At 55.5% G+C, this 21,947-nt stretch carries 23 protein-coding genes; 9 read left to right on the top strand and 14 right to left on the bottom strand.

Annotation, left to right across the window (positions count from 1 at the left end; all coding sequences use genetic code 11):
- The first annotated feature begins 2 nt into the window (after positions 1-2).
- The 3 genes from ACY1JZ_RS12720 (at position 3) to ACY1JZ_RS12710 (ending at position 1,742) form a co-directional block, all read left to right on the top strand.
- Entirely contained in the window at positions 3-194 is a 192-nt protein-coding gene (locus ACY1JZ_RS12720; protein WP_462629476.1) for a helix-turn-helix domain-containing protein, read from the top strand.
- The gene (locus ACY1JZ_RS12715; RefSeq protein WP_462629682.1) at positions 131-532 is read left to right on the top strand and encodes an RNA-guided endonuclease TnpB family protein; all 402 of its coding nucleotides are present in this window, start codon (positions 131-133) and stop codon (positions 530-532) included. Before ACY1JZ_RS12720 ends, ACY1JZ_RS12715 begins: the two co-directional genes overlap by 64 nt.
- A 61-nt stretch (positions 533-593) precedes the next feature.
- Positions 594-1,742, top strand: coding sequence for a conserved virulence factor C family protein (locus ACY1JZ_RS12710; RefSeq protein WP_462629475.1), 1,149 nt, complete (start codon positions 594-596; stop codon positions 1,740-1,742).
- A gap of 196 nt (positions 1,743-1,938) precedes the next feature.
- On the opposite strand, the gene ACY1JZ_RS12705 is transcribed toward ACY1JZ_RS12710, so the two are convergent.
- A complete protein-coding gene (locus ACY1JZ_RS12705; protein ID WP_462629474.1) occupies positions 1,939-2,823 on the bottom strand; it encodes a transglutaminase domain-containing protein in 885 nt (294 codons plus the stop codon).
- A gap of 393 nt (positions 2,824-3,216) precedes the next feature.
- Positions 3,217-3,876: a bifunctional 4-hydroxy-2-oxoglutarate aldolase/2-dehydro-3-deoxy-phosphogluconate aldolase gene (locus ACY1JZ_RS12700; protein ID WP_462629473.1), complete on the bottom strand. Its 660-nt coding sequence runs from the start codon at positions 3,874-3,876 to the stop codon at positions 3,217-3,219.
- A 178-nt stretch (positions 3,877-4,054) separates the two neighbouring features.
- On the opposite strand from ACY1JZ_RS12700, the gene ACY1JZ_RS12695 reads away from it, so the two are divergent.
- Positions 4,055-4,768 (top strand): hypothetical protein, encoded by a 714-nt coding sequence (locus ACY1JZ_RS12695; RefSeq protein WP_462629472.1) that lies wholly within the window; start codon positions 4,055-4,057, stop codon positions 4,766-4,768.
- Positions 4,769-5,104: 336 nt separating this feature from the next.
- On the opposite strand, the gene ACY1JZ_RS12690 is transcribed toward ACY1JZ_RS12695, so the two are convergent.
- The 5 genes from ACY1JZ_RS12690 to ACY1JZ_RS12670 form a co-directional block, all read right to left on the bottom strand.
- Complete coding sequence (locus tag ACY1JZ_RS12690; protein ID WP_462629470.1) at positions 5,105-6,775, bottom strand: ribulokinase; 1,671 nt, start codon at positions 6,773-6,775, stop codon at positions 5,105-5,107.
- Positions 6,776-6,790: 15 nt separating this feature from the next.
- Positions 6,791-7,486, bottom strand: a complete 696-nt coding sequence (gene araD / locus ACY1JZ_RS12685; protein ID WP_270166046.1) for an L-ribulose-5-phosphate 4-epimerase — start codon at positions 7,484-7,486, stop codon at positions 6,791-6,793.
- Positions 7,487-7,570: 84 nt separating this feature from the next.
- Positions 7,571-8,677 (bottom strand): GntR family transcriptional regulator, encoded by a 1,107-nt coding sequence (locus ACY1JZ_RS12680; RefSeq protein WP_270166047.1) that lies wholly within the window; start codon positions 8,675-8,677, stop codon positions 7,571-7,573.
- 159 nt (positions 8,678-8,836) lie between these two features.
- A complete protein-coding gene (locus tag ACY1JZ_RS12675; protein WP_270166048.1) occupies positions 8,837-9,037 on the bottom strand; it encodes a copper ion binding protein in 201 nt (66 codons plus the stop codon).
- Positions 9,038-9,267: 230 nt separating this feature from the next.
- On the bottom strand, positions 9,268-9,591 hold the full coding sequence (locus tag ACY1JZ_RS12670; protein WP_462629681.1) for a metal-sensitive transcriptional regulator: 324 nt from the start codon (positions 9,589-9,591) through the stop codon (positions 9,268-9,270).
- A gap of 191 nt (positions 9,592-9,782) precedes the next feature.
- Between ACY1JZ_RS12670 and ACY1JZ_RS12665 the strand changes: the two genes are divergently transcribed.
- The 3 genes from ACY1JZ_RS12665 to ACY1JZ_RS12655 all read left to right on the top strand — a co-directional run bounded on the left by ACY1JZ_RS12665 (position 9,783) and on the right by ACY1JZ_RS12655 (position 11,740).
- Positions 9,783-10,178: a secondary thiamine-phosphate synthase enzyme YjbQ gene (locus ACY1JZ_RS12665; RefSeq protein WP_270166049.1), complete on the top strand. Its 396-nt coding sequence runs from the start codon at positions 9,783-9,785 to the stop codon at positions 10,176-10,178.
- 121 nt (positions 10,179-10,299) lie between these two features.
- Positions 10,300-11,250, top strand: coding sequence for a thioredoxin-disulfide reductase (gene trxB / locus ACY1JZ_RS12660; protein ID WP_462629467.1), 951 nt, complete (start codon positions 10,300-10,302; stop codon positions 11,248-11,250).
- 46 nt (positions 11,251-11,296) lie between these two features.
- Positions 11,297-11,740, top strand: coding sequence for a Dps family protein (locus ACY1JZ_RS12655; RefSeq protein WP_270166053.1), 444 nt, complete (start codon positions 11,297-11,299; stop codon positions 11,738-11,740).
- 278 nt (positions 11,741-12,018) lie between these two features.
- Here ACY1JZ_RS12655 and ACY1JZ_RS12650 read toward each other — a convergent pair whose 3' ends face one another.
- The 6 genes from ACY1JZ_RS12650 to ACY1JZ_RS12625 all read right to left on the bottom strand — a co-directional run bounded on the left by ACY1JZ_RS12650 (position 12,019) and on the right by ACY1JZ_RS12625 (position 16,912).
- Positions 12,019-13,965 (bottom strand): ABC-F family ATP-binding cassette domain-containing protein, encoded by a 1,947-nt coding sequence (locus ACY1JZ_RS12650; RefSeq protein WP_462629465.1) that lies wholly within the window; start codon positions 13,963-13,965, stop codon positions 12,019-12,021.
- A gap of 172 nt (positions 13,966-14,137) precedes the next feature.
- The gene (locus ACY1JZ_RS12645; RefSeq protein WP_270166058.1) at positions 14,138-14,305 is read right to left on the bottom strand and encodes a hypothetical protein; all 168 of its coding nucleotides are present in this window, start codon (positions 14,303-14,305) and stop codon (positions 14,138-14,140) included.
- Between the two features lie 12 nt (positions 14,306-14,317).
- The gene (locus tag ACY1JZ_RS12640) at positions 14,318-14,761 is read right to left on the bottom strand and encodes a flavodoxin (RefSeq protein ID WP_462629463.1); all 444 of its coding nucleotides are present in this window, start codon (positions 14,759-14,761) and stop codon (positions 14,318-14,320) included.
- A 160-nt stretch (positions 14,762-14,921) separates the two neighbouring features.
- Entirely contained in the window at positions 14,922-15,680 is a 759-nt protein-coding gene (locus tag ACY1JZ_RS12635) for a hypothetical protein (protein ID WP_462629461.1), read from the bottom strand.
- A 22-nt stretch (positions 15,681-15,702) separates the two neighbouring features.
- The gene (locus tag ACY1JZ_RS12630) at positions 15,703-16,515 is read right to left on the bottom strand and encodes a hypothetical protein (RefSeq protein ID WP_462629459.1); all 813 of its coding nucleotides are present in this window, start codon (positions 16,513-16,515) and stop codon (positions 15,703-15,705) included.
- 148 nt (positions 16,516-16,663) lie between these two features.
- Positions 16,664-16,912 carry a DUF7667 family protein gene (locus tag ACY1JZ_RS12625; RefSeq protein ID WP_442954783.1) on the bottom strand — a complete coding sequence of 83 codons (249 nt, stop codon included), beginning with the start codon at positions 16,910-16,912 and terminating at the stop codon, positions 16,664-16,666.
- A 188-nt stretch (positions 16,913-17,100) separates the two neighbouring features.
- Here ACY1JZ_RS12625 and ACY1JZ_RS12620 point away from each other — a divergent pair, with 188 nt between their 5' ends.
- Together ACY1JZ_RS12620 and ACY1JZ_RS12615 are read left to right on the top strand one after the other, a co-directional pair.
- On the top strand, positions 17,101-18,465 hold the full coding sequence (locus ACY1JZ_RS12620; protein WP_462629456.1) for a TrkH family potassium uptake protein: 1,365 nt from the start codon (positions 17,101-17,103) through the stop codon (positions 18,463-18,465).
- Positions 18,466-18,887: 422 nt separating this feature from the next.
- Entirely contained in the window at positions 18,888-19,220 is a 333-nt protein-coding gene (locus tag ACY1JZ_RS12615; protein ID WP_270166068.1) for a winged helix-turn-helix transcriptional regulator, read from the top strand.
- Positions 19,221-19,545: 325 nt separating this feature from the next.
- Here ACY1JZ_RS12615 and ACY1JZ_RS12610 read toward each other — a convergent pair whose 3' ends face one another.
- Positions 19,546-21,825, bottom strand: coding sequence for a peptidoglycan D,D-transpeptidase FtsI family protein (locus tag ACY1JZ_RS12610; protein ID WP_462629454.1), 2,280 nt, complete (start codon positions 21,823-21,825; stop codon positions 19,546-19,548).
- Between the last annotated feature and the right edge of the window lie 122 nt (positions 21,826-21,947).

The following is a 21,947-nucleotide window of genomic DNA, read 5'->3' as shown; positions in this document are numbered from 1 at the left end:
TAGTGCTGAAAGCCTACAAGTATCGCATCTATCCGAATAGCCAGCAGCAGCTTTACTTTGCAAAAACCTTCGGTTGTGTTCGATTCATCTACAATCGGATGCTTGCAGACAAGATGGACCATTACAAGCCATCACTTCGGACGGTGAAGTTATTGCCAATCCCAAGCACCTTCGAAGGCCCGAAAAGCGATTAGCCAAATTACAGAAAGACCTTTCACGTAAGAAAAAGGGAAGCCATAATCGTCATCAGGCCAGGTTGAAGGTGGCCAAGTTGCATGAAGAGATGAGGAATCAACGTCACGACTTCTTGCACAAACTATCTTCCAGGATGATTAGCGAAAACCAAGTCATTGTCATGGAAGACCTAAGCGTAAAGAATATGATGCAGAATCCTAAGCTTGCAAAGGCCATCAGTGAAGTATCGTGGAGCCTGTTCCGTTCGATGCTGGAATACAAGGCACGATGGTACGGCAGAGAGATTATCATTGCACCTAAAAACTATGCAAGCAGTCAGCTATGCTCCTGTTGCTAAGCGTTGCCGATTCCATTAAGGCAACAGCACTGCATAACCAACGACATAAGGAGGCGCTTCCTTGAAACTGTTATCGATTGAACCGACACCAAGCCCAAATTCTATGAAGCTGAATGTGGATACCAAGCTTCCTCCAGGCCAGCGCTATACGTATACGACCAAACAGATAGATCAAGCCCCGGAGCCGCTCGCAGCCTTGCTGCGAATCGATGGGGTGCGCAGCGTGTTCCGCACAGTTGATTTTATCGCATTGGATCGTAAGCCGAACGCAGACTGGCAGGCGATTCTCGCTCAGGCCCGGCAGTTGCTTGCCAACGATGCCCAGTCGCCTGATGACAGCGCGGTCGCACAACAAGATACAGCATATGGCGAGGCACATGTGCTGGTGCAGATGTACCGCGGTATTCCCATGCAACTGCGCGTGCGCATGGGCGACAGCGAATCACGCTCGGCGCTACCGGAAGCGTTCGGAGCTGCCGTTCATGAGGCCGCTGGAGCCGGGATGATTCGAGAGCGGATGCTGGAGGATCTCGGTGTGCGCTACGGCGAGCCGGAGGAGATCATGAAGGAAGTGATCGCCGAGCTGTCGGCCGCTTACACCCCCGAGCGACTGCGTGAGCTGGTCGAGGCGGCCAAGGCGCTCGGTTCGGGAGCACCCGCTGAGAATAACCTCCCGCCTCGACCGGAGCCACTGACCAGCGCAGAGCTGGCAGAGAGGCTGCAGCAGCCAGACTGGCGTGACCGTTATGCTGCGATGGAGCGGGTATCCCCTGATCCACAGATGTTGCCGCTGCTTGCACAGGCGCTCACTGATGAGAATGGATCGATCAGGCGGCTCGCTGTCGTCTACCTAGGCGACCTGCGCATTCCCGAGGCGCTGCCGCATCTGTTCACTGCACTGAAGGATCGCTCTCCCTCTGTACGGCGTACAGCGGGGGACACACTGTCCGATCTGGGTGATCCGGCAGCCATTGGGCCGATGATCGAAGCGCTGCAGGACAGCAACAAGCTCGTTCGATGGCGGGCAGCACGCTACCTGTATGAGATTGGCGATGAGACGGCTCTGGCTGCGCTGCGAACTGCAGCGGAGGATGAGGAGTTCGAGATTCGGCTGCAGGCTCAGATGGCTCTGGAGCGTATCGAACGGGGCGAGGAGGCTGCGGGCTCGGTCTGGCAGCAGATGACCGCCAGTCGACGGGCCAAGCCGTAACTACCTCCAATCCAGCCGCATTCTGCCCATCCTGCTGCGCTTCCCTGCGTGAGCTATCGTCTGCAAGAGGGTAGCAGTTCGCAGCGGCACAGCTAGGGAAGTAGCCGATTGACAACTTTGATTGAAAACACGGCAGCCCCTCACAAGTCGCAAGACTTGCAAGGGGCTGCCCTAGTTATCAGGCACCTCACTGTAGCTATGAAGCATTAGAGGGAGCCGTAATCAGACGTTCAATATAATTCAGATAAGCACTCTCCTTACCCTCTTGCCGCAGCTTGTTAAGCGTATCCACATACGTATGACCGGCGCGCGGATAGCTTTTCACCCAAGCGTGATCCTTCCGCATCTCCTCGTCCGTCTTCAAATAATAGGCGTAAGACACCTGATCTTTGCGATCAGGAAGCGGGTCATCCCATGTCGTATCCAGGTGGTACCACACGCCGTCCAGCCGAACAAGATTCCATGCATGATCTCCAGTATCGACGGTGCCTTCGACTATTGTATTCTCAATCCCCGCCGCTTGCAGCAGCTTGTAGGCCAGCAATGAATAGCCCTGGCAGACAGCTCTGCGATCCGTGAGTGCGCTGTACGCTGTATATCGTTCATAATCTGTGTCATAGCGGAGTGTACGGACAATCCAGTCGTGAATCAACTTTACTTTCAGGTGATCGTCCATGGATGGAGTAATCAAATCTTCGACAATCTCCCGCGTCTGGCGATTGACATAAGCGGTTTCTTCCGGTGTCTCGCGGTAGCTAACACTGATGTTGAGTTTGGCGCGGGCGCTCCAGGTACGAAGAGTATAAAAATACGAATCGACAATATAAGCGGTGTAATCATCCTGCTCTATCGCTTTTCTCATTAGCTGTGGAAGGGCTTCAGACAATACTTCCTTATCACCAGTGTACGAGATGACGATCTCCTCTGTGCGAATCTGCAACTGCTTGACCAATAGGTGCTCCAATTGATTCAGGTCGGCTACAACAGAAGCATCGGCAAGAACAGCATCGAGCTTCAATTCGGTTCCCGTGCCAAAAATGACAACAGCGGTCAGCAATATCCATTTCACCAGCTTCTTCATTCGTCCTCCCATAATCGTAGTCGGCTTCCTAAAGCATGCGATTATGGATTATTATACCTGACCGTATGACTAACGTAAACCTGACTCCACATGAAAAAGTAATAATTTACATTATAAAACATTACATTATAGATAAAATAATACCTTTGGATATATTACCTTCATATGGATGTATATAAAATGAAAGGTTATCCATCGACAACTAATCATGCGGGGCTGGTCTCCCCGCTGCCCATTGCACTCGCCAGTTTTGTAACATAACTGTAACTTTAGCTTCAGGTTAGGTTCATCTTCACTCCCTATAATAAGTGACATGACCCCCCTTATTATATATTCTCTCTTGTGCCTGCGAACGCTGTTCGCAGGCAATTTTGTTTGAGTATATTAGATAGCTCACCTCGACGCAGCACTTCTCCAGACCGGAGCTGCTGCGGCCGCTGCTGCAAAGCGCGAGGCTTGCTCCGTTAGTCGCCCATACTCTCCGTCTCTGATCCACGCCTTATTGACCAGCTTGCTGCCTAACCCGACAGCACATGCTCCCGCCCGGAAATAATCCTGAATGTTGTCCAGATCAACACCGCCTGTTGCAATCATCGGAATATGATCCAGCGGAGCGCTAATCTCTGCCAAGTACCCGACACCCAGGGAAGCCATCGGGAATACCTTGACCGCCTCTGCCCCTGCCTTCCAGGCTCTGACAATCTCCGTCGGCGTCATCACCCCTGGCCACACTGCAATGCCGCGCTCCGCACCGAACTTCACTACCTCTTCATCCAGATTAGGCGAAATAAAGAACTTCGCGCCCGCGGCTGCCGCCTCCTCAGCCATACTGCGATCCAGCACCGTGCCTGCTCCGATCCATGCCCTTCCTTCAAACTTCTCACACCAACGGCCGATGATCGTCGAAGCGCCGTCCGTGTTCATCGTCACCTCCATCAGCCGTATTCCGCCATCGATTAGCGCCGCGGCTGCCTGATCCGCTGCGTTACCTGTTATCCCACGGAAAATTGCGATGATTTTATGTTCCAATAGCGCATCCAACATGGTACTCATCGATCTCGCCTCCCTGATTCTCTCTGGCGGGGCATAACGGCAGTAAACCCATCCCGGCCTGCCGCGTCCAAGAGCCCCTCAATATCAATCACAGGAAGATTGTAACACGGGATAAGCGCCTAGGCATACAATGGAGCAGGTTAAATACCCAGTCGAGCGTTTAAGGAGAAATGCAACTATGTCAAGAACAACGATTGTGAGTACTTCCGCCAGAGCAGGCGGCTGCGGCTGCGGAAATCAGCAGTCCTCCCGCATCATCACCACCCCGCTTGCCCGCGCTCTGCCAGGGCCAGGCTTCGGGCCGGGACCAGGCTTCGGGCCAGGGCCGGGACCGTTCCCGCCTCCTCCGGGGCCAGGACCATTCCCGCCTCCTCCAGGACCGGGACCATTCCCGCCTCCTCCGGGGCCAGGGCCGTTCCCGCCTCCTCCGGGGCCAGGGCCGTTCCCGCCTCCTCCAGGACCAGGGCCGTTCCCGCCTCCTCCAGGACCAGGGCCATTCCCGCCTCCTCCGGGGCCAGGGCCGTTCCCGCCTCCTCCAGGACCAGGGCCGTTCCCGCCTATTATTCCACCGATCATCACACCGATCGTACCGGTCGTGCCTATACCGGGTAACCGGGTGACGGTAATTATTAACGGCGGCCGCATCGCACCTGGCATCACACGGCCCTATTCCGTGCCTTACCGTTTCGGTGTAACCGTTGGCAGCGCACTCGCCTCTACCGGAGTCATCGCTTTTGGGCCGAACGGTCAAATCACCAGCATTAGCGGCATCTACGTCGGGCCAGGCAGCAGCATCAACTACACCCTCCGTGTCAATGGTCGCCTGATCCCGCCAAACCAGTTATTTTTGCCACTGCAGCCCCAGGATGCTGTTGAGGTTGCCTTGTTCTAAGCCCGAGCCCCCTCTCATCTCACCTCGCCCGTAGTGCCCCGCCTTTGAGCAGGGGAGCACTGCGGGCGGCTTTCAGCCGTATTTCCCCTAATCATAAAAAAAAGCACTGCTCCAACATATGGAGCCGTGCCGCGGGCAGTTCCCTTATCTAATTAGCCATTGCTTTCCGACATACCACTCATTCAATAACTGCCGAGCCCGCAGGGAAGAAGCACAAGGCAGCAAGCTTCGTTAGCCACACCTAGGGCGCGATCAGTCAAGCCCTGCCTTCTTCGTCCGCATCTCAGCCAGCGTACTGTATTCCGATCTAGCCGTCTCACCGATAGCTGGTACGATCTACAGCACTTCCTCCTTGATCGCCTTGAGGCGCTTCATAACATCATTGGCTCCACGTCCAAAATAGTCGTGCAGCAGCGTGTACTCCTGATACAATCTCTCATACCGTTCCACATTGGCTGGAATCGGCTTGAAGCTCTCCTCACGCACACGCGCCATGCTGCGAGCAGCGTCTACGATGCTGTCATAGCCACCCTTCGCCGCACCCGCTGCCACCGCTCCGAACATCGCCGCTCCCAGCGCCGGCGTCTGCTTCGAAGCCGCTACCTTAATCTCGCGGTTCGTCACGTCCGCATAGATCTGCATCAGCAGGCGGTTCTTCTGCGGCAAACCACCGCAAGCGTACATCTCGTTAACAGGCACGCCGTTATTATGGAACGCATCCACGATCTTGCGAGTGCCAAATGCCGTTGCCTCCAGCAGCGCACGGTAGATCTCCTCTGGCTTGGTCAGCAGTGTAAAGCCGAGCAACAGCCCTGTCAGATCGGTGTCTACAAGCACCGAACGGTTGCCGTTCCACCAGTCAAGCGCGAGCAGGCCAGACTCGCCGACTTGCAGCTTGGAGGCGCGATCCGTCAGCCACTCATGAACACTGATCCCCTCTGCCTGCGCAGCTTCGACCACATACGCCGGCACCGCATGCTCGACATACCATTCGAAAATATCGCCAACCGCCGACTGGCCTGCCTCATAGCCGAAATAGCCTGGGATGATGCCGTCTTCAACGACGCCGCACATTCCCTCGACCTCCCGCTCCTCAGTGCCCAGCAGCATATGGCAGATCGATGTGCCCATAGCCATGACCAGCTTGCCTGGCTCAACCACACCGACACCCGGAACAGCGGCATGGGCATCCACGTTGCCGACGGCGACCGCTGTACCGGCCTGCAGGCCGATGCGAGCAGCGAATGCCTCGGTCAGCTCTCCTGCTTTCGTGCCTAGCGGCAATACTTCACCACGCAGCTTCGTGTCCGTCAAGCTCTCAAGGCGCGGGTCCAGCGCCGCGAAGAACTCCTTGCTCGGGTACCCCTCCTGCTTGTGCCAGATCGACTTGTAGCCGGCAGTACAGCTATTGCGTACAATGTTCCCCGTCAGTTGCCCAATCACCCAGTCCGTCGCCTCGACGAAGCGATCTGCAGTATCATACATCTCGGGAGCTTCATTGAGAATTTGCCACACCTTGGCAATCATCCACTCGGACGAGATTTTACCGCCGTAGCGTGGGAGGAACTTCTCTCCGCGCTTCTCGGCAATCTCATTGATCAGATTGGCTTCGTCCTGAGCCGCATGATGCTTCCAGAGCTTCAGCCAACTGTGTGGATTATGCTTGTATTCGTCATGGAAGCAGAGCGGCACGCCATTGCTGTCGATCGGCAGCATCGTACAAGCTGTAAAATCAATGCCCAGCCCGATCACATCAGCCGGATCGATACCGGATGACTTCATCACAGCAGGCACTGAATTTTCCAGCACTTCAATATAGTCCGCAGGATGCTGCAAAGCCCAGTCCGGCTCCAGCTTCACCCCAAGACCCGGAAGCTCCTCGTCGATAACATGATGCCGGTAAGGGGTTACATGATCGGCTAACTCGGCCCCATTGCTCAAATCAACCAGAACGGCGCGGCCGGATTGTGTCCCATAATCGACGCCGATTGCATATTTTTTGCTCATCTTTTGCTGGCCTCCTTATTTTTGACCGTAATAGGCATTGGCTCCATGCTTGCGCAAATAGTGGCGGTCGAGCAAATACTGATCCATTGCGCCAATCTGCGGATTGAGCTGGAAGGTCTGCAGCGCCATCTTGGCCACCTCTTCCAGGACAACGGCATTATGCACCGCGTTATGCGGGTCCTTGCCCCAACAGAACGGCGCATGGCTGTTCACCAGTATGGACGGCACCTGCAGCGGATCGATACCGAGCTTCTGGAATGTCTCGATGATGACATGGCCGGTCTCCAGCTCATAGGCCCCCTTGACCTCTTCCTCCGTCATCGCGCGGGTGCAAGGTACCTCACCGTAGAAATAATCGGCATGGGTCGTGCCAAGTGCCGGAATACCACGCCCGGCCTGCGCAAAGCTGGTCGCCCAAGGCGAATGCGTATGCACGATGCCGCCGATGCCCTCGAATGCTTTGTACAAGACAACATGGGTCGCTGTATCGGAGGACGGTCGGTAATCTCCCTCTACCACCTTGCCATCCAGATCAACGACAACCATCTGCTCCGGCTTCAGCTCATCATACGGAACCCCGCTTGGCTTAATAACGACCAGCCCGCTCTCGCGGTCAATGCCGCTTACATTGCCCCATGTAAATGTTACCAGTCCATACTTGGGAAGGTCCATATTCGCTTCCCACACCGCTTGCTTCAATGACTCCAGCATCAGCAGCCGCTCCCTTCCAGTCCCTCTAAATATAAACGCTTACCTGTATCATATTATAGGTTGTACGTACAAGTATGTCACGTATTATTTTGGTCGCCCTGTAGATTCGCGCACCACCAGTTTGGGCTCATATACCATATCCTCCACCTGTCCGCCTCTGCCGCGCTGCTCGATCAGTTGATATAAGGTACGTACAGCCTGCTCGCCCATTTCGGTCTTCGGATGCGTCATCGTTGTCAGCTTGACCTCCGTGGCGGTCGCCAGATTCGAATCATCAAAGCCGACCAGCGATATATCCTCGGGGACATTCAGTCCCCGCTGCCGAATGACATCCAGCAGCCTTACCGCAAGCTGGTCATTATAGCAGACGATCGCAGTGGGGCGATCTGCAGGCTCGCGGCTGAGCAGCTCTGCCACCGTCTCCAGCGGGCGCCGATCCTTCTCCTCCGTCGTATAGCGCAGCAGCAGATCCGGGATGAGAGGAAGCTGCGCCTCGCGATGAGCTCTGCGGAAGCCGCGCATCCGGTGTACGCCCTGATTGTCATCCGTCTTGAAAAAGCCGGCGATCCGCTGATGGCCAAGCTCCAGCAGATGGCGCGTCGCCAGATAGCCTCCCTGCTCGTCATCCAGCCGCAGACAGGGGGCATCAACATCGCTATACCGCTCATTGAGCATAATATACGGGATGTTCTGAGCATCGAGCGCCAGGAAAAAGCGGAAGTTAGGATTGCCCTCCGCGCTCTTGGTCGGCTCGATGATCAGGCCGTCCAGCGGCTCATGGAGCATCGATTCCAGGCTTTCGCGCTCCTTCTCCTTCTCATTGTCCGTGCTCGCCAGCAGCAAGCGACCGCCGAGCGACCGCAGCTCCGACTCCACTCCGCGCACGATAATCGGAAAGATATAGTCGGAGATATGGGTGGTGATCATGCCGACCGTCAGGCCGGACGAGCTGCCACGGCGCTCTCCCACAGGAGGCTCCGACACGAATGTCCCTTTTCCCTGCAACCGGTACAGCCAGCCGTCCTGCTCCAGCTCTCCGAGCGCCTGGCGCACCGTCTGACGGCTCATCTCGAACCGCTGCGCAATCTCGTTCTCCGAGGGCAGCTTGTCATGCGGCTTGAACCGGGTGGTTGTAATCCATGTCAATATTTCACGTTTGAGCAATATATATTTTGGCGTAGGCTGCTTCAAGACACACCTCGATTACATATAAGTTGTATTCCTCGATTATATCATAGCCCCAACTTGTATGTACATTCACTCTTCCCTTGCTCCATAAGCCAATTGCAAAAAAGCTGCGGCATCTGAATATCCCTCAGATGCCGCAGCTTATGCTTCCGCCTGGAAAGCCTACACTACATCATAGCCCTGTTCTTCGATTGCCTCCTTGATCTGCTCCAGGCTCACTTTGCCTTCATCATAGGCAACCTTCACACTCTTGCCCGCCAGATCTACCACACCGCGCGCGCCCAGAGGCTCCAGCGCCCCCTCCACCGACTTCACACAATGCCCGCAAGACATTCCTTCTACCTGCAGCGTTACCTCTTTCATCCTGTTCAGCTCCTTTATATCATTATTCACTTCATATATTATTACTATACTCCAGTAGAGTATAAAATAACGCAAAATTACATGTCCGGCCCTCTTCACCAGCCCTCGTTCACACATCTCTGCGCGCCTGCAATGACTTGCGAATCTGGCGGCGCAGCATGGCTGCCTCGGTTTACGGGTAGACAAGCAGTCCCAGCCGGGCAGCTTCACGTAGATTACAACGCCTGCTTCTACTTGATCAGCTTATTAATCGTCTTGAGCAATTCGTCCAGCACATCCTTGTCGCCTTCTTCAATCCGCTCGACAATACAGCTCTTCATATGCCCCTCGAGCAGCAGCTTCCCTACCCCATTAAGAGCTGACTGCACAGCAGCAATCTGATTGAGTACATCATCGCAGTAGGTCTGGCGTTCGATCATGCCCTTAATTCCGCGAACCTGTCCTTCAATTCGATTCAGACGGGCAATCAGATTCGCCTGGAATTTCTCGGAATGGTGGCTTCTGCGCTGTTCGCCTTCATGCCCACAATGCTCAGGCTCGGTATGCTTATCCACTTCAACCGCTCCTGAATTATGCTGTTGATTATCCAAGCGCCTCACCCCTCTCTCCCTGCAGCTAGCACGCTATCTGAGATTCATTCTAGCATACCCCCTCCCTGTATGCAAGATGTAATCTTCAGCGCTGCTGGAAGCGCAGGAGAGACATCTGTTACAATGGCATCAAACTTATAGGAGGAGGACGTAAGATGATGATTACCGAGAGACTTCGCACTTCCAAACGCGATGAGATGATTGACATTACACGTGCCGTGAGGGCCGCGGTACAAGCTTCAGGCATACAGGAGGGACTGGCTGTCGTCTACTGCCCACACACCACAGCAGGAATTACGATTCAGGAAAATGCAGACCCGGATGTCAGGCATGATGTGCTCATGCGGCTGGACGAGGTATTCCCGTGGGAGCACCCGAAATACCGCCATGCTGAAGGAAATACCGCCTCGCATCTCAAGGCGATCACAACAGGCAGCTCGCAGACGGTCATCATTCATAAGGGGCAGTTGCTGCTCGGCCGCTGGCAGGGTATTTATTTCTGCGAATTCGATGGCCCGCGCACGCGCGAATTTCATATTCGGATACAATAGGCTCCCTTCCCCAATTGCCGGACACAGCTTGTTCACGCGGAAGGCACTTGACAAATCACCTCTTATTTATAATAATTATAAAAAAAGAATTCATATATTATAAATACGGAGCGTGATTTCCATGACCTATCATACTGTAATTATCGGCACCGGCCCTGCCGGACTTACCGCAGCGATCTACCTGGCTCGCGCCAATATGAATCCCCTTGTCATTGAAGGCCCTGAGCCGGGCGGACAACTGACCACAACAACAGAGGTGGAGAACTTCCCAGGCTTCCCGGACGGCATTATGGGACCGGAGCTGATGAGCAATATGAGGAAGCAGGCTGAACGCTTCGGCGCGGTGTTCAAGAGCGGCTGGGTCACCAAGACCGACCTGAGCGCTCGCCCATTCAAGCTGGAGGTGGACTCTCTGGGAGCGATTGAGGCGGAGACACTGATTATATCCACTGGCGCTTCTGCCAAATATTTAGGCATTCCCGGCGAGAAAGATAACATTGGCCGCGGTGTCAGCACGTGTGCAACCTGTGATGGATTTTTCTTCCGGGGCAAAAAGATCATCGTCGTCGGCGGTGGCGATTCCGCGATGGAGGAGGCGAATTTCCTGACACGCTTCGCGTCAGAGGTACGGGTTGTGAATCGTCGCAATGAGCTGCGCGCCTCCAAAATCATGCAGGATCGTGCGCGTGCCAATGAAAAGGTATCGTGGAGCCTCAACCGGACGCCGGTTGAAGTTGTCGCAGGCGCTCTGGGCGTAACCGGACTGAAGGTGCGGAACAATGAGACCGGCGAGGAGGAAGTGCTGGAGACTGACGGTGTGTTCGTTACGATCGGGCATACGCCAAATACCGGATTTCTGGGCGGACAGGTCGAGACCGATGAGCTGGGCTATATTGTCGTGAAGCCTGGCACCTCCCACACGAACATTCCGGGCGTATTCGCCTGTGGCGATGTTCAGGATACACGGTACCGTCAGGCGATCACTGCCGCAGGCAGCGGCTGCATGGCCGCTCTGGATTGTGAGAAGTTTCTGGAGGAAGCAGCTTCCGCTCCTGCTGCACAGCAAGCCTGATTCATAACATCCTAGAGACTATACCCCTTTAAAGGAGGCAACATCCATGTCCAAACAAATCGTGCAAGATGTCCTGAACCGCCAGATCGCAAGCTGGAGCGTGCTGTATGTCAAGCTGCATCACTACCACTGGTATGTGAGCGGCCCGCAGTTTTTCACGCTCCATGCCAAATTCCAGGAGCTGTATGAAGAAGCGGCGCTGCATGTAGATGAGCTGGCCGAGCGTCTTCTGGCGCTGGGCGGCAAGCCGCTAGCCCGGATGAGCGACTACCTGGAGGCTTCCAGCGTGCAGGAGGCGCGTCCTGACGAGAACGCAATCCAGATGGTCGATACGCTCATCAGCGATTATACGACGCTGATCACGGAGCTGAAGGAAGGCATGTCCGCCGCTCAGGAGCTGAACGACGAGACAACCGCCGATCTGCTGCTAGCCATTCATACCGGACTGGAGAAGCATGTCTGGATGCTGAAGGCATTCAACGGCAGATAAGCAGCGACCGCCTGCAGAACTGCAGCCTCCGGCTTGCTTCGTTGCAAGAGCGAGACAGACGCAGAACAGGCCTTGCAGTTATCCGAGCTGCACTAGAGGACGCCTTCAGCGTGGTACACTCTGTGTCCACCCCATGGCACCAACGCTTCAAGCTGAAGGATACCATACAAACACCCCCTGCGCGGAAGGTCACTTCCTGTTCAGGGGGTGCTGTCTGTCGAGGGACAGGATGGCTACGGCTACGGCTACATAATATAATAGCTAGTGCTTCCTGGATGTTACTTCTTCTGGGCAGCAATCTGCTCAGCCAGCTCGTTCAGATAGGTCCAGCGCTCCAGCAGCTCCTCCAGTCGGGTCTCTGCCGCCTGCTGCTCCATAGCCAGCTCCTGCAGCCTGACGGAATCGCTGGCTGCCTCCTCCATCCTGCTCTCCAGCAGCGCCAGCTCAGCTTCGGCTTCAGCAATCCAGTCGTCGATTTGCTCGAAGTCCTTTTGCTCCTTATAGCTCATCTTCAGCGCTTTGCCACGCTGTCCGGCCCTGGAGCCCTCTGCACTGCCCGCTTCGCTGTCATCGCTGGACGGACTGCCCGTCCCCTTGCTGCCCTCCCTATCCGGTATCTGCTGCCCTGCAAGCGCAGCACGCTCCTGATACTCGGTATAATTGCCGACATGCACACTCACCTTGCCTCCGCCTTCAAAGGCAGCGATTCGCTCTACAGTACGATCCAGGAAATAACGGTCATGCGATACGATCAGGACGACGCCCGGGAACTCGTCAAGGTAGTCCTCCAGCACTGTCAGCGTCGCTATATCCAGATCATTCGTCGGCTCGTCCAGCAGCAGCACATTAGGCGCCTGCATCAGCACGCGCAGCAATTGCAGCCGACGCTTCTCCCCGCCGGACAGCTTGGCGATCGGCGTCCACTGCAGGGTGGATGGGAACAAGAATCGCTCCAGCATCTGTCCGGCCGAGATCAGCTCCCCTTCGGCTGTCCGCACCTGCTCGGCACCTTCACGGATATATTCGATGACTCGGAGCTCCTCGTTCATCTCCTCATGCTCCTGGGAGAACCAGCCCAGCTTCACCGTAGGCCCTCGCTCGACCGTGCCGCCATCCGGCTCCAGTCTGCCTGCCAGAATCCGAAGCAGCGTTGATTTCCCGCTGCCATTGCGTCCGATAATGCCAAGCCGGTCGCCCGGCACCGCGATATAGTTGAAATCCTCGAACAGCACACGGCTGCCATATGCCTTGCGAAGCTGCTCCGCCTCGATGATCTTCTTGCCGAGCCGCTGCGAGGCGACCGACACATCCAGCTTGCCGCCAGCCCGCTCCGGCGCGGCCTCCTTGAGCTGCTCGAAGCGCTCGATCCGTGCCTTCTGCTTCGTCGTGCGTGCCTTGGCGCCGCGCCGAATCCATGCCAGCTCGCTGCGCAGCAGATTTTGCCGCTTCAGCTCGGAGGCAGCCTCGCGCTCCTCGCGCTCCAGCTTCAGCTCCAGAAATCGGGTATAGTTGGCGGTGTAGAAGAACGCGCTCCCGCGATCCAGCTCCATCATCCGGTTGCTGACACGATCAAGGAAGTAGCGATCATGCGTAATCATGAGCAGTGCGCCCTTACGCTTCTGGAGCATGCCCTCCAGCCAGGCCACCGATTCATTATCAATATGGTTCGTCGGCTCATCGAGAATCAGCACATCCGACGGCTGAATGAGCGCAGCCGCCATCGCTACCCGCTTGCGCTGACCCCCGGACAGCGTGCCCAGCTTCGCATCAAAGCTTGTAATCCCGAGCCTTGTCAATGCCGTCTTCGCATCGCTCTCCAACTGCCATACATTGAGTTCATCCATACGTGTATTGGCTGCTACCAGCCGCTGCTGCAAGGTCTCGTCTCCAGGTCGCAGCTCAAGCGCGGTCAGCGCTTCCTCATACGCACGCAGCGCAACCATCTCAGCGGAGCTACCCTGATACAGATGCTCCAGCACGCTCATCTCCGGGTCGAACACCGGACTTTGCGCCAGCATCTGGATTCGCACCCGGCTTCCGACTGCTACCCGACCGCTGTCAGGCGGCTCCAGACCCGCCACCACCTGGAGCAAGGTCGACTTCCCGGTGCCATTGACACCGATAATGCCCATTTTGTCGCCTTCCTCCAGACCGAACGTCACATCCTTGAACAGTACCTTTTCCCCATAGGTCTTCGTTATATTCTCCACTGACAGCAGATTCATTGGCTCCAATATCCCTTCGCTTGGTCTTCTATGGCTATATTGTAGCATACATTGCCGACCACAGCGCGCCTGCAGATAGAGGGACAGCGCGTCCAGAGGACAGTGTCACCCCCTTAGCGACAGAGCACGCCAAAGAAGAGACCGCCCCATCAGGCGATCCCTTCCTTCACTTCTATTCCGCTGCAAGCAGTCGATCCTCCGTGGCGTAGGTGGCACGCAGCTTCCTCTCCGCTTCCAGATGGCTGGCCTGCAACACCAGCTCAGCCTGCTGCGGCTGCTCTGCTCTCTCCAGCTTCTCCCGGGCAATCGATCGGCTTACAACTTCATACAGCATCCCCACATTAACACCGCCTTAGGCTAGTGATTCAACGAAGCTCTTGCCGTACTGGATACATTCCTCTCGTTCATCTGCGGACGGATTCAATTCAATTTTCAGTCCCTCCAGCACTTTGATTCCTCCGCGTTCCTGCAGCTTCTCTGTCAAGATATCGACGGCAGCTCCAAACATAGGATATGACGAATCCGCCGAGCCGAACACGGCGATTTTTTGGCCGTCCAGATGAATGCCATTCATCTCCTCATAGAAATCCAGAAATTCATCCGGCAATTCGCCGTCTCCCCATGTGTAAGCGCCCAGCACAATACCGTCATATTGCTCCAGCTCGCTCGCATTGGCGTCCATGACCTCTTTTACAACCGGCTCTATGCCAGCCGCGCGAATTCCTGCTGTAATGGCATCTGCCATCTCCTCTGTGTTCCCTGACATGCTGGCAAATACGACAATAACTGTAGACAAGCTAGCTCCTCCTCAATGCCCCTTAAAATGAAATATGGAATGAACGCCCAAAACTATATATAACAATACTCAATATCAAATAGAACCACGAAGCTTTAATTAGCGTCTGCCCACCTCGTCAGCAGCCCTTGATGGAACACCATCCTCGCACAGCAAACGGTCAATTCACCCAACATATCGCCCCTTCTGCGGACTTCTCGCAGGAGGGCACCTCTGCCGGCAAGAGGCTTAATGCCAGCCGCACATAATCCACTGACTGTTGCAGGTGATTAGACGCCGGATGCATGACCTCGCAGCGTCCGGTAAGCAACGAATAGATCTCGATCCTCTCTGGCAAGCGGGGGAATGCGCTGCTGCAAAAGACCGTCGTATAATGGCAAAATGCGCGCAGCAGCTCCTCGCTATCATCGACCACATATTTCTGCACAATGTAGCGCTGCCCGTTCCTGAGATCGTCTGCTGTCTCCAGCCGCGAACCGTCCGCGGCACAACCATCTTCAACCTCTGCGGACATGACGAGCTGAAAGATCATCGACAGCCTGCGCCGCAACTGAGGATGATGCGTCTCCCACTGCTCGAATCGGAGCAAGGGCTCATCGCTATGGCGTCCCTCCAGCAGCCGGGCCATCTCGCTGCCCAGCCGCTGGCGAATCTGCGCAAAGTGCTCCAGTGAATCGAATGCGCCGCAGCGGTTCGTCCACCTGCGCTCCAGCAGCACCGGTAGTAGCTGCGGGTGCCTTGCTTGCGACGGGAGCGCAAAGTAATCATTGATCGCATGGCTGAGCGCATACTGCGACAACTGCCGCCAATGCAGCGGACGCAGAGCGCCTGTCGCTGCCCTGACCTGTCGGCGTTCGCAGCCGTCCGAGACAGCGCTGCGCAGCAGCTCCTCCAGCTTGTAATCCCGTATCGGCTCCATTCTCTTGACCTTCTCCGCTTCCTTAGCGTTCATTGCCCATCGTCTGTACGCCCTCGAACAGTGTGGCCAGATACATCTGGTCGCCGTCCGTGTCGATGTCTGTCACAGGACAACCCAGCTTTAACGAGATCAGCGAGATGCGCCCCCCGACAAGACCGAGTCTGTACAGCCCGCGGTCACAGCAGAGATAGACATCCTTCCCCTTCGTGACGACAGAGAACAGAAATAATCCGTCAAAGCTGAAGGTCTGGAAGCCGCCTCTTCCATCCCCCTGCATCAGTTCCCCCTGCTCCGTAACACCGATAACCCGTCCGCCGAAGACGGCAAGCGAGGTTACCGCCGCGCCCAGCTTGAATTCCATCCAGTCATCCTCTAGCCGATCATAGATCGCTACGCCCTTCTCCATCCCTAGTATGATATATTGAGGCAAATAGAGAAAATCATAGACGATCTCATTCGGGAACGCCAGATTATGCCAGTGGTCGCGCATACCGCTCCAAAAACCATATTGTGTCGCAGCCAGTGAGGTTTTGCCAACCTGACGGAATTGATAGCAGCCGATGGCCAGCGATGAAGCTTCCCACTGCTCGCCCGTATAATAGAATAAGCCGTTATTGGTGCACGCCGACAACAGCCGCTCCTGCACATACAGACGATTCACATGCGTCTGCGGCGGCAGCCCCTCCTCCACACGCTCCCAGCTTCCTGATGTATATTTACGCATGACACCTTGTCCCATCGGCGCTGCGATCAATGCGTTCTCGCCAAACACTTTGACAGATGAAAAATGAAATAATATCCAATCCTGATCGGCAGGCTTGCCCTCCGTCGCCAAGACGATACCTCCTCCTGAGTAGGTTCATGCTTTATATTTTACTGATAATGATTATCAGTGTCAAATTTAATTTCGCCGCACGCCAAAGAACCGGAACCACCGTTGCAGCGGCTGTTCCGGGCAGCTTGAGAAGCTATTGCTAAACATATTATCGGGGCGGAGCAGGCGGTGCGCCTGACAGCTTTTCGATCTGCGAGCAGATCTCATGCTGCCACCTCGTATCCCCTGTCATGGACGCCAGCAAGGACAGATTGCGCAGATGAGCCAGCTCGCGGCAATACGAGGCATTCACCGCTAGACAATGCTCCATATCCATCGTCTCCTGGTCGGACAAATCTCGCGTCCCCTTGAGTGTCCACAGCTCCGCAAGGCGTTCGTGAATCGGCAATATAGCCACCCTGCTCCCCCCTTTCTCTCCATAGTATTACCAATAGTTGCCGAATGTAACAGCTTTTCGACCTCCGCATGGCTTCTTTTCATGGAATCAGGTATGATAGCATTATTCACGAACATCATGGCTATGCTGAACATATCGGACAGATTACATAGCGTTCACATTTACATTTTGGAGGCACCTTAGTTCATATGAAATCCCGGCTCAAACAGGCATCCAACCGGATCACGCCCACTCAATTCATCGTGCTCGGCTATTTACTAGCTGTCATTCTTTCAACGATCATCCTGCGGCTGCCTATCAGTTGGCAAGAGGGGGCACGCCTCTCCTGGATGGACGCGCTGTTTACTGCCACGAGCGCAGTCAGCGTTACAGGTCTGACGGTCGTCGGCACGGCCGAAACCTTCAGCGAGTTCGGCAAGATTGCGCTGCTGTGCATGTTCCAGCTTGGCGGCATCGGCATTATGACGCTCGGTGTCTTCCTCTGGCTTATACTCGGACGCAATATCAGTCTTTCATACAGGAAGCTGATTATGGTCGACCAGAACCGCAATAATCTCTCCGGGCTGGTTATGCTGCTGCGGCTCGTTTTTATCCTGACCCTGATTATTGAAGCTGCAGGCGCCGCGGTGTTGACTGTCTACTTCAAGCTTGCTGGCATCTATGACGACTGGCTGACGGCCTTCGTCCATAGCGCATTCCATTCGATCTCGGCCTTCACGAATGCGGGCTTTGACATCTATGGCGACTCGCTGGCTCCATTCCGGGACGACTATCTCGTGCAGATGGTGACGATGCTGTTAGTGCTGCTGGGAGCGATCGGATTTCCAGTGCTGATCGAGCTGCGGCAATATTTCTCCAGGCGCAATGAGCAGCGTTATCGCTTCTCCCTGTACACGAAGGTAACGGGCCTGATGTTTCTCATCCTGATCGTATTCGGGGCTGCAGGCATCTGGCTGCTGGAGAACAGCCTGTACTTCGCCTCGCTCACCTGGCACGAGAAGCTGTTCTATTCGCTGTTCAATTCTGTCTCTACGCGCAGCGCCGGGTTCTATACGATGGATATTAATGATTTCAGCATGCCGACGCAGATGCTTCTGTCTGCGCTGATGTTCATCGGCGCCAGTCCATCCAGTGTCGGCGGGGGCATCCGCACGACCACCTTTGCTGTTATTCTGCTGACGCTCGTCCATTACGCTGCAGGTCGCAGCGAGGTGCGTATCTTCCGCCGCACAGTGAAGCAGGAGGACATTACCAAGAGCTTTGTCGTCTTCACCGCAGCTACGATGATCGTCATCTCCAGTACGATCCTGCTGGCGTATACCGAGCATAATCATCTGCCGCTCGTCTCGCTCATCTTCGAGGTGTGCTCTGCGTTCGGCACCAGCGGCCTGTCGATGGGCATTACCGATCAACTGACTACCGGTGGCAAATGGGTGCTCATTCTCATTATGTTCATTGGGCGGATTGGCGTGCTCTCGCTGCTCTTTCTGTTCCGCACCAATCAACGCAAGCAAAATTTCCACTATCCGAAGGAGGATATTATTATCGGATAGTGGAGAGCTTCCGCGCAACCTGGAGGGACTCAAGCCGATCCTATCATTCTCCTGATGATGGCTACCGGCGTGACCGGATTATTGCGCACGTCGAACAAGCTTGTTGCAGCACCGGGGCTGCAACAAGCTTATTTGCATCTTCTACTCCGCAAGGTATACTAACATTATTAAGATACCTGATGTTATCTGCTCGTGCTGCAAGGATAGAACGGCTGTGAGGCAACGGATGCTGGTGCGTTATGCAGCTCTCTCGCTCCAACTGCTGCCTCTCTTGTGAGAACGCTACCGGTCTCTGGAACGCTACTCCCGTGCCCCTGGGCCAAGCAAGCTTGACTCTTCGCCAGCAAATACGGTCAAGAGCAGCCCGTACCCTAGTTGTCGATTGCATCGCGGCATGACAGACGGTGAAAGGAGAACGACAATTGTCTGCCAATAACTATGTTCCCAAGGAGCCTGTCGTCATAGAGTGCAATGTGGAGAAAACATTGGAGGTATTAAGCGGTAAATGGGCCTTTCTCGTGCTGCGCGAGCTGTTCTGCGGAACGAGGCGCTTCGCCGAGCTTCAGCGCTCCATCCCCGAGGTCAGCCCCCGCGCGCTCACCACGACGCTGCGCCACCTGGAGGAGAAAGGGGTGCTGGAGCGTGAGGTATTCCCTACTGTTCCCGTAACGGTCGAATATACGCTGACCCCCAAGGGGCAAGACCTGCACAATATATTGAAGGAAATGAAGCTCTGGGCAGCCCGCTGGACGTAGCTGTAGCTGCCCGTCATTCACACCCGAGCATGCGGATGTACCAGCCCAGCTTGGATGGCTAAGCGATGCGCGACGCGCGCCTTGGCATTATGGCGCTACGGCATAGGCGACGTTCCGGTTTGCCAGGCCGCGCTATGGAGCAGCCTGAGCCTGTCTATCCCCATTCTCGCCTAACGGCAACACCCCCAATGGCACAGAAAGCAGCAGGCAACCGCCTGCTGCTTTCTTGTGCTCCGATCGAATGCGGGGTTGAAGGCGCGGTATCGCCTCCGGGCAAGCCGATCTTGCCCGAGCGTTGCTCGCCTGTCTTTAAATCCTCTGCGGCTTACTGCGCCCCGGGAGCAGACTGGCCGCTGGCCGTACCAGCAGTTCCTGGGACATTCGTCGTACTCTGACCGTTGGCACTGCCATCCGCAGTGCTCTGTTGCCCGCCCGTTCCCTGCTCTCCGTCAGCGCCTGCCGCGCTGCCCGCATCGGCCGCTCCATCAGACTGCTTGCGTGTCGGGTTTTTGGGCGTGCCGGTCAAGCCGATCTCATCATCATACGCATCGAATATTTGCCGTGCGATCGGCGCCGCGCCCCAGCCGCCATAGCCGCCATCCGGCACGACCACCGCCACCGCCAGCACCGGATTGTCCGCTGGCGCGTAGGCGATGAAGACCGCATTCTCCACCCGCTTGCGCTTGCCTACGTCCTGCTGGGACGTTCCCGTCTTCCGGTTGAAGCTATACGGAAATCCGTCAAATCCCTTGACAGACACCTGGGACATCCCCCGTTCGATTACCTCCCAATACGCATCTGGAATATCGACCTCATTGAGCACCTCGGGCGTATAGCCCTGCACCAGATTGCCCTTGGCATCACGAATCTCATTGACGAATTGCGGCTTCATCCGTTTGCCGCGGTTCGCCAGCATGGTCGTATATTGCGCAAGCTGCAGTGCCGTGTATCGCCCCTGCTGACCGAAGGAAGCGAAGACGAGCGCCGCCTGGGCGCTGCCGCTGCTCTCGCTGAAGTAGTCCTTAACGCCCTTGGACTCGTTCGGCAGTCCGCTGCCGGTCAGCACGCCGAGCCCAAATTGCTCCATGTAGCGATCCCAGATCTGCAGCCCCTCATCCCCCGGCTTCATGTACAGCCGGTTGCCAATCATCTCCGACATAAAGGCGTTGGAGGATTGTTTAATAGCTTCCCATGGTCTTAATAGTCCGTTAGCCTTGTTGCCCGCGTTGGAGACACTCGTCTTGTGACCCTCGCGCCCGAAGTAGAACGCTCCACGGTCGTAGTAGGTCGACTGCGGGGTGAACAGCTTCTCATTCAGCCCGAGCAGCACCGTCAGCGGCTTCTGTGTCGAGCCCAGGTAAACGAGAGACGAGGGATGGTTCTTGACCTCATTCGGGTCTTCATAATAAGGCATCGAGGTGCGGATGGTGCCGTTATTAATAAAGTATTGCAGATATTCAGACTGCTCCTTCGTAATGGTGCTCTGCCACACATTCGGATCATAGTCCGGCATGCTCGCCATCGCTACAACCTTGCCTGTCTTGACCTCCATCGCCACAGCGTAGCCGGTACGCGCATATTTGGCACGCTCGCGCGGGTTGGAGGAGGTGCGAATCTTCTCCAGATGGTTCATTATCGCTTCTTCTGCCCGGAGCTGGACATTTTTGTCGATGGTCAGGAACAGGTTATTGCCCTTCTCTGGCGCAGTGAACTCCATCGGACCGATAATCCGGTTCATGCTGTCGACCGGGTAGCGCTTGACACCATTCTTGCCGCGCAGCTCATCCTGATACATCAGCTCCAGCCCGTCATAGCCGACCCGTTCCTTATCCAGATACTGGTCAACCGGGTCGCGTGTGGAATTCTGCTGCTTGATTTCCTGATATTTCGTCAGGCCATTCTGCTCCTGATACAATGCATTAAAGCCCTTCATGTAGCCGACGAGCTGCACGGCCACCGTATCCTCGCTGTAGTGACGGATACTCTCCTCGATGATATCCACTCCAGGGTACAGATCGGCATTCTCCATGAAATAGGCAATCTCTTCCTCGTTCACGCCGGCCTTGATCCGACGCGGCTCGAAGACATAGGTAATTCTGCCCTTGATGTCCATCAGCTCAAAGATTTTCTCCGCGGTCAGGTGCGCGCTGCTTCCCCCGTTAGCCTCGCTGCTGCCATCCTCTCCACCACTGGAATTTCCTGCGCTGCCGCTCGCGGCATCTTGGCCGTCCTTGGCTTTGCTTGCGTTGCCCAGCTCCTCGAATGCCGCAGCCAAATGCCTGGCCATCTCGCGCGCACTGTCCTCTGTGGTGTCAGGCTGAATGGTGTAATAGAGCGATTGTGTGGACGTCGAATAAGCGATTGGCTCACTATTCAGATCATAGATATTGCCACGAATGGGCGGAATTTTGACATAGCGGGTGCCGATGCTGGTGACCTTTGCCCTCAGCTCGGGGCCCTCAACAAACTGTAGAACGGCAAGTCGGACGATGAGTACAGAAAATACAAAAAAAGTGAGGAAAAAGAATATATTTAAGCGAAAGGAAAAGCTTCGTCGATTGGCAATGTCGCGTTTTTTCTGCTCCTCAGAGCGCAATGGCTGCATGTTCCTTGGTACCTCCCTGACCTGTAAAGCTGTCTACTCCAGTATAAAGTAAATCGCCGTGAACATCCACCTCTATACGTAAATCATCTTGTACCACAGCAGCAAAGAGCAACGCAGGTTAC

The organism is Paenibacillus sp. J5 (assembly GCF_054955055.1).
Note: the sequence above shows the minus strand (reverse complement) of the source record. Positions and strands in the feature narration are given on the sequence as shown.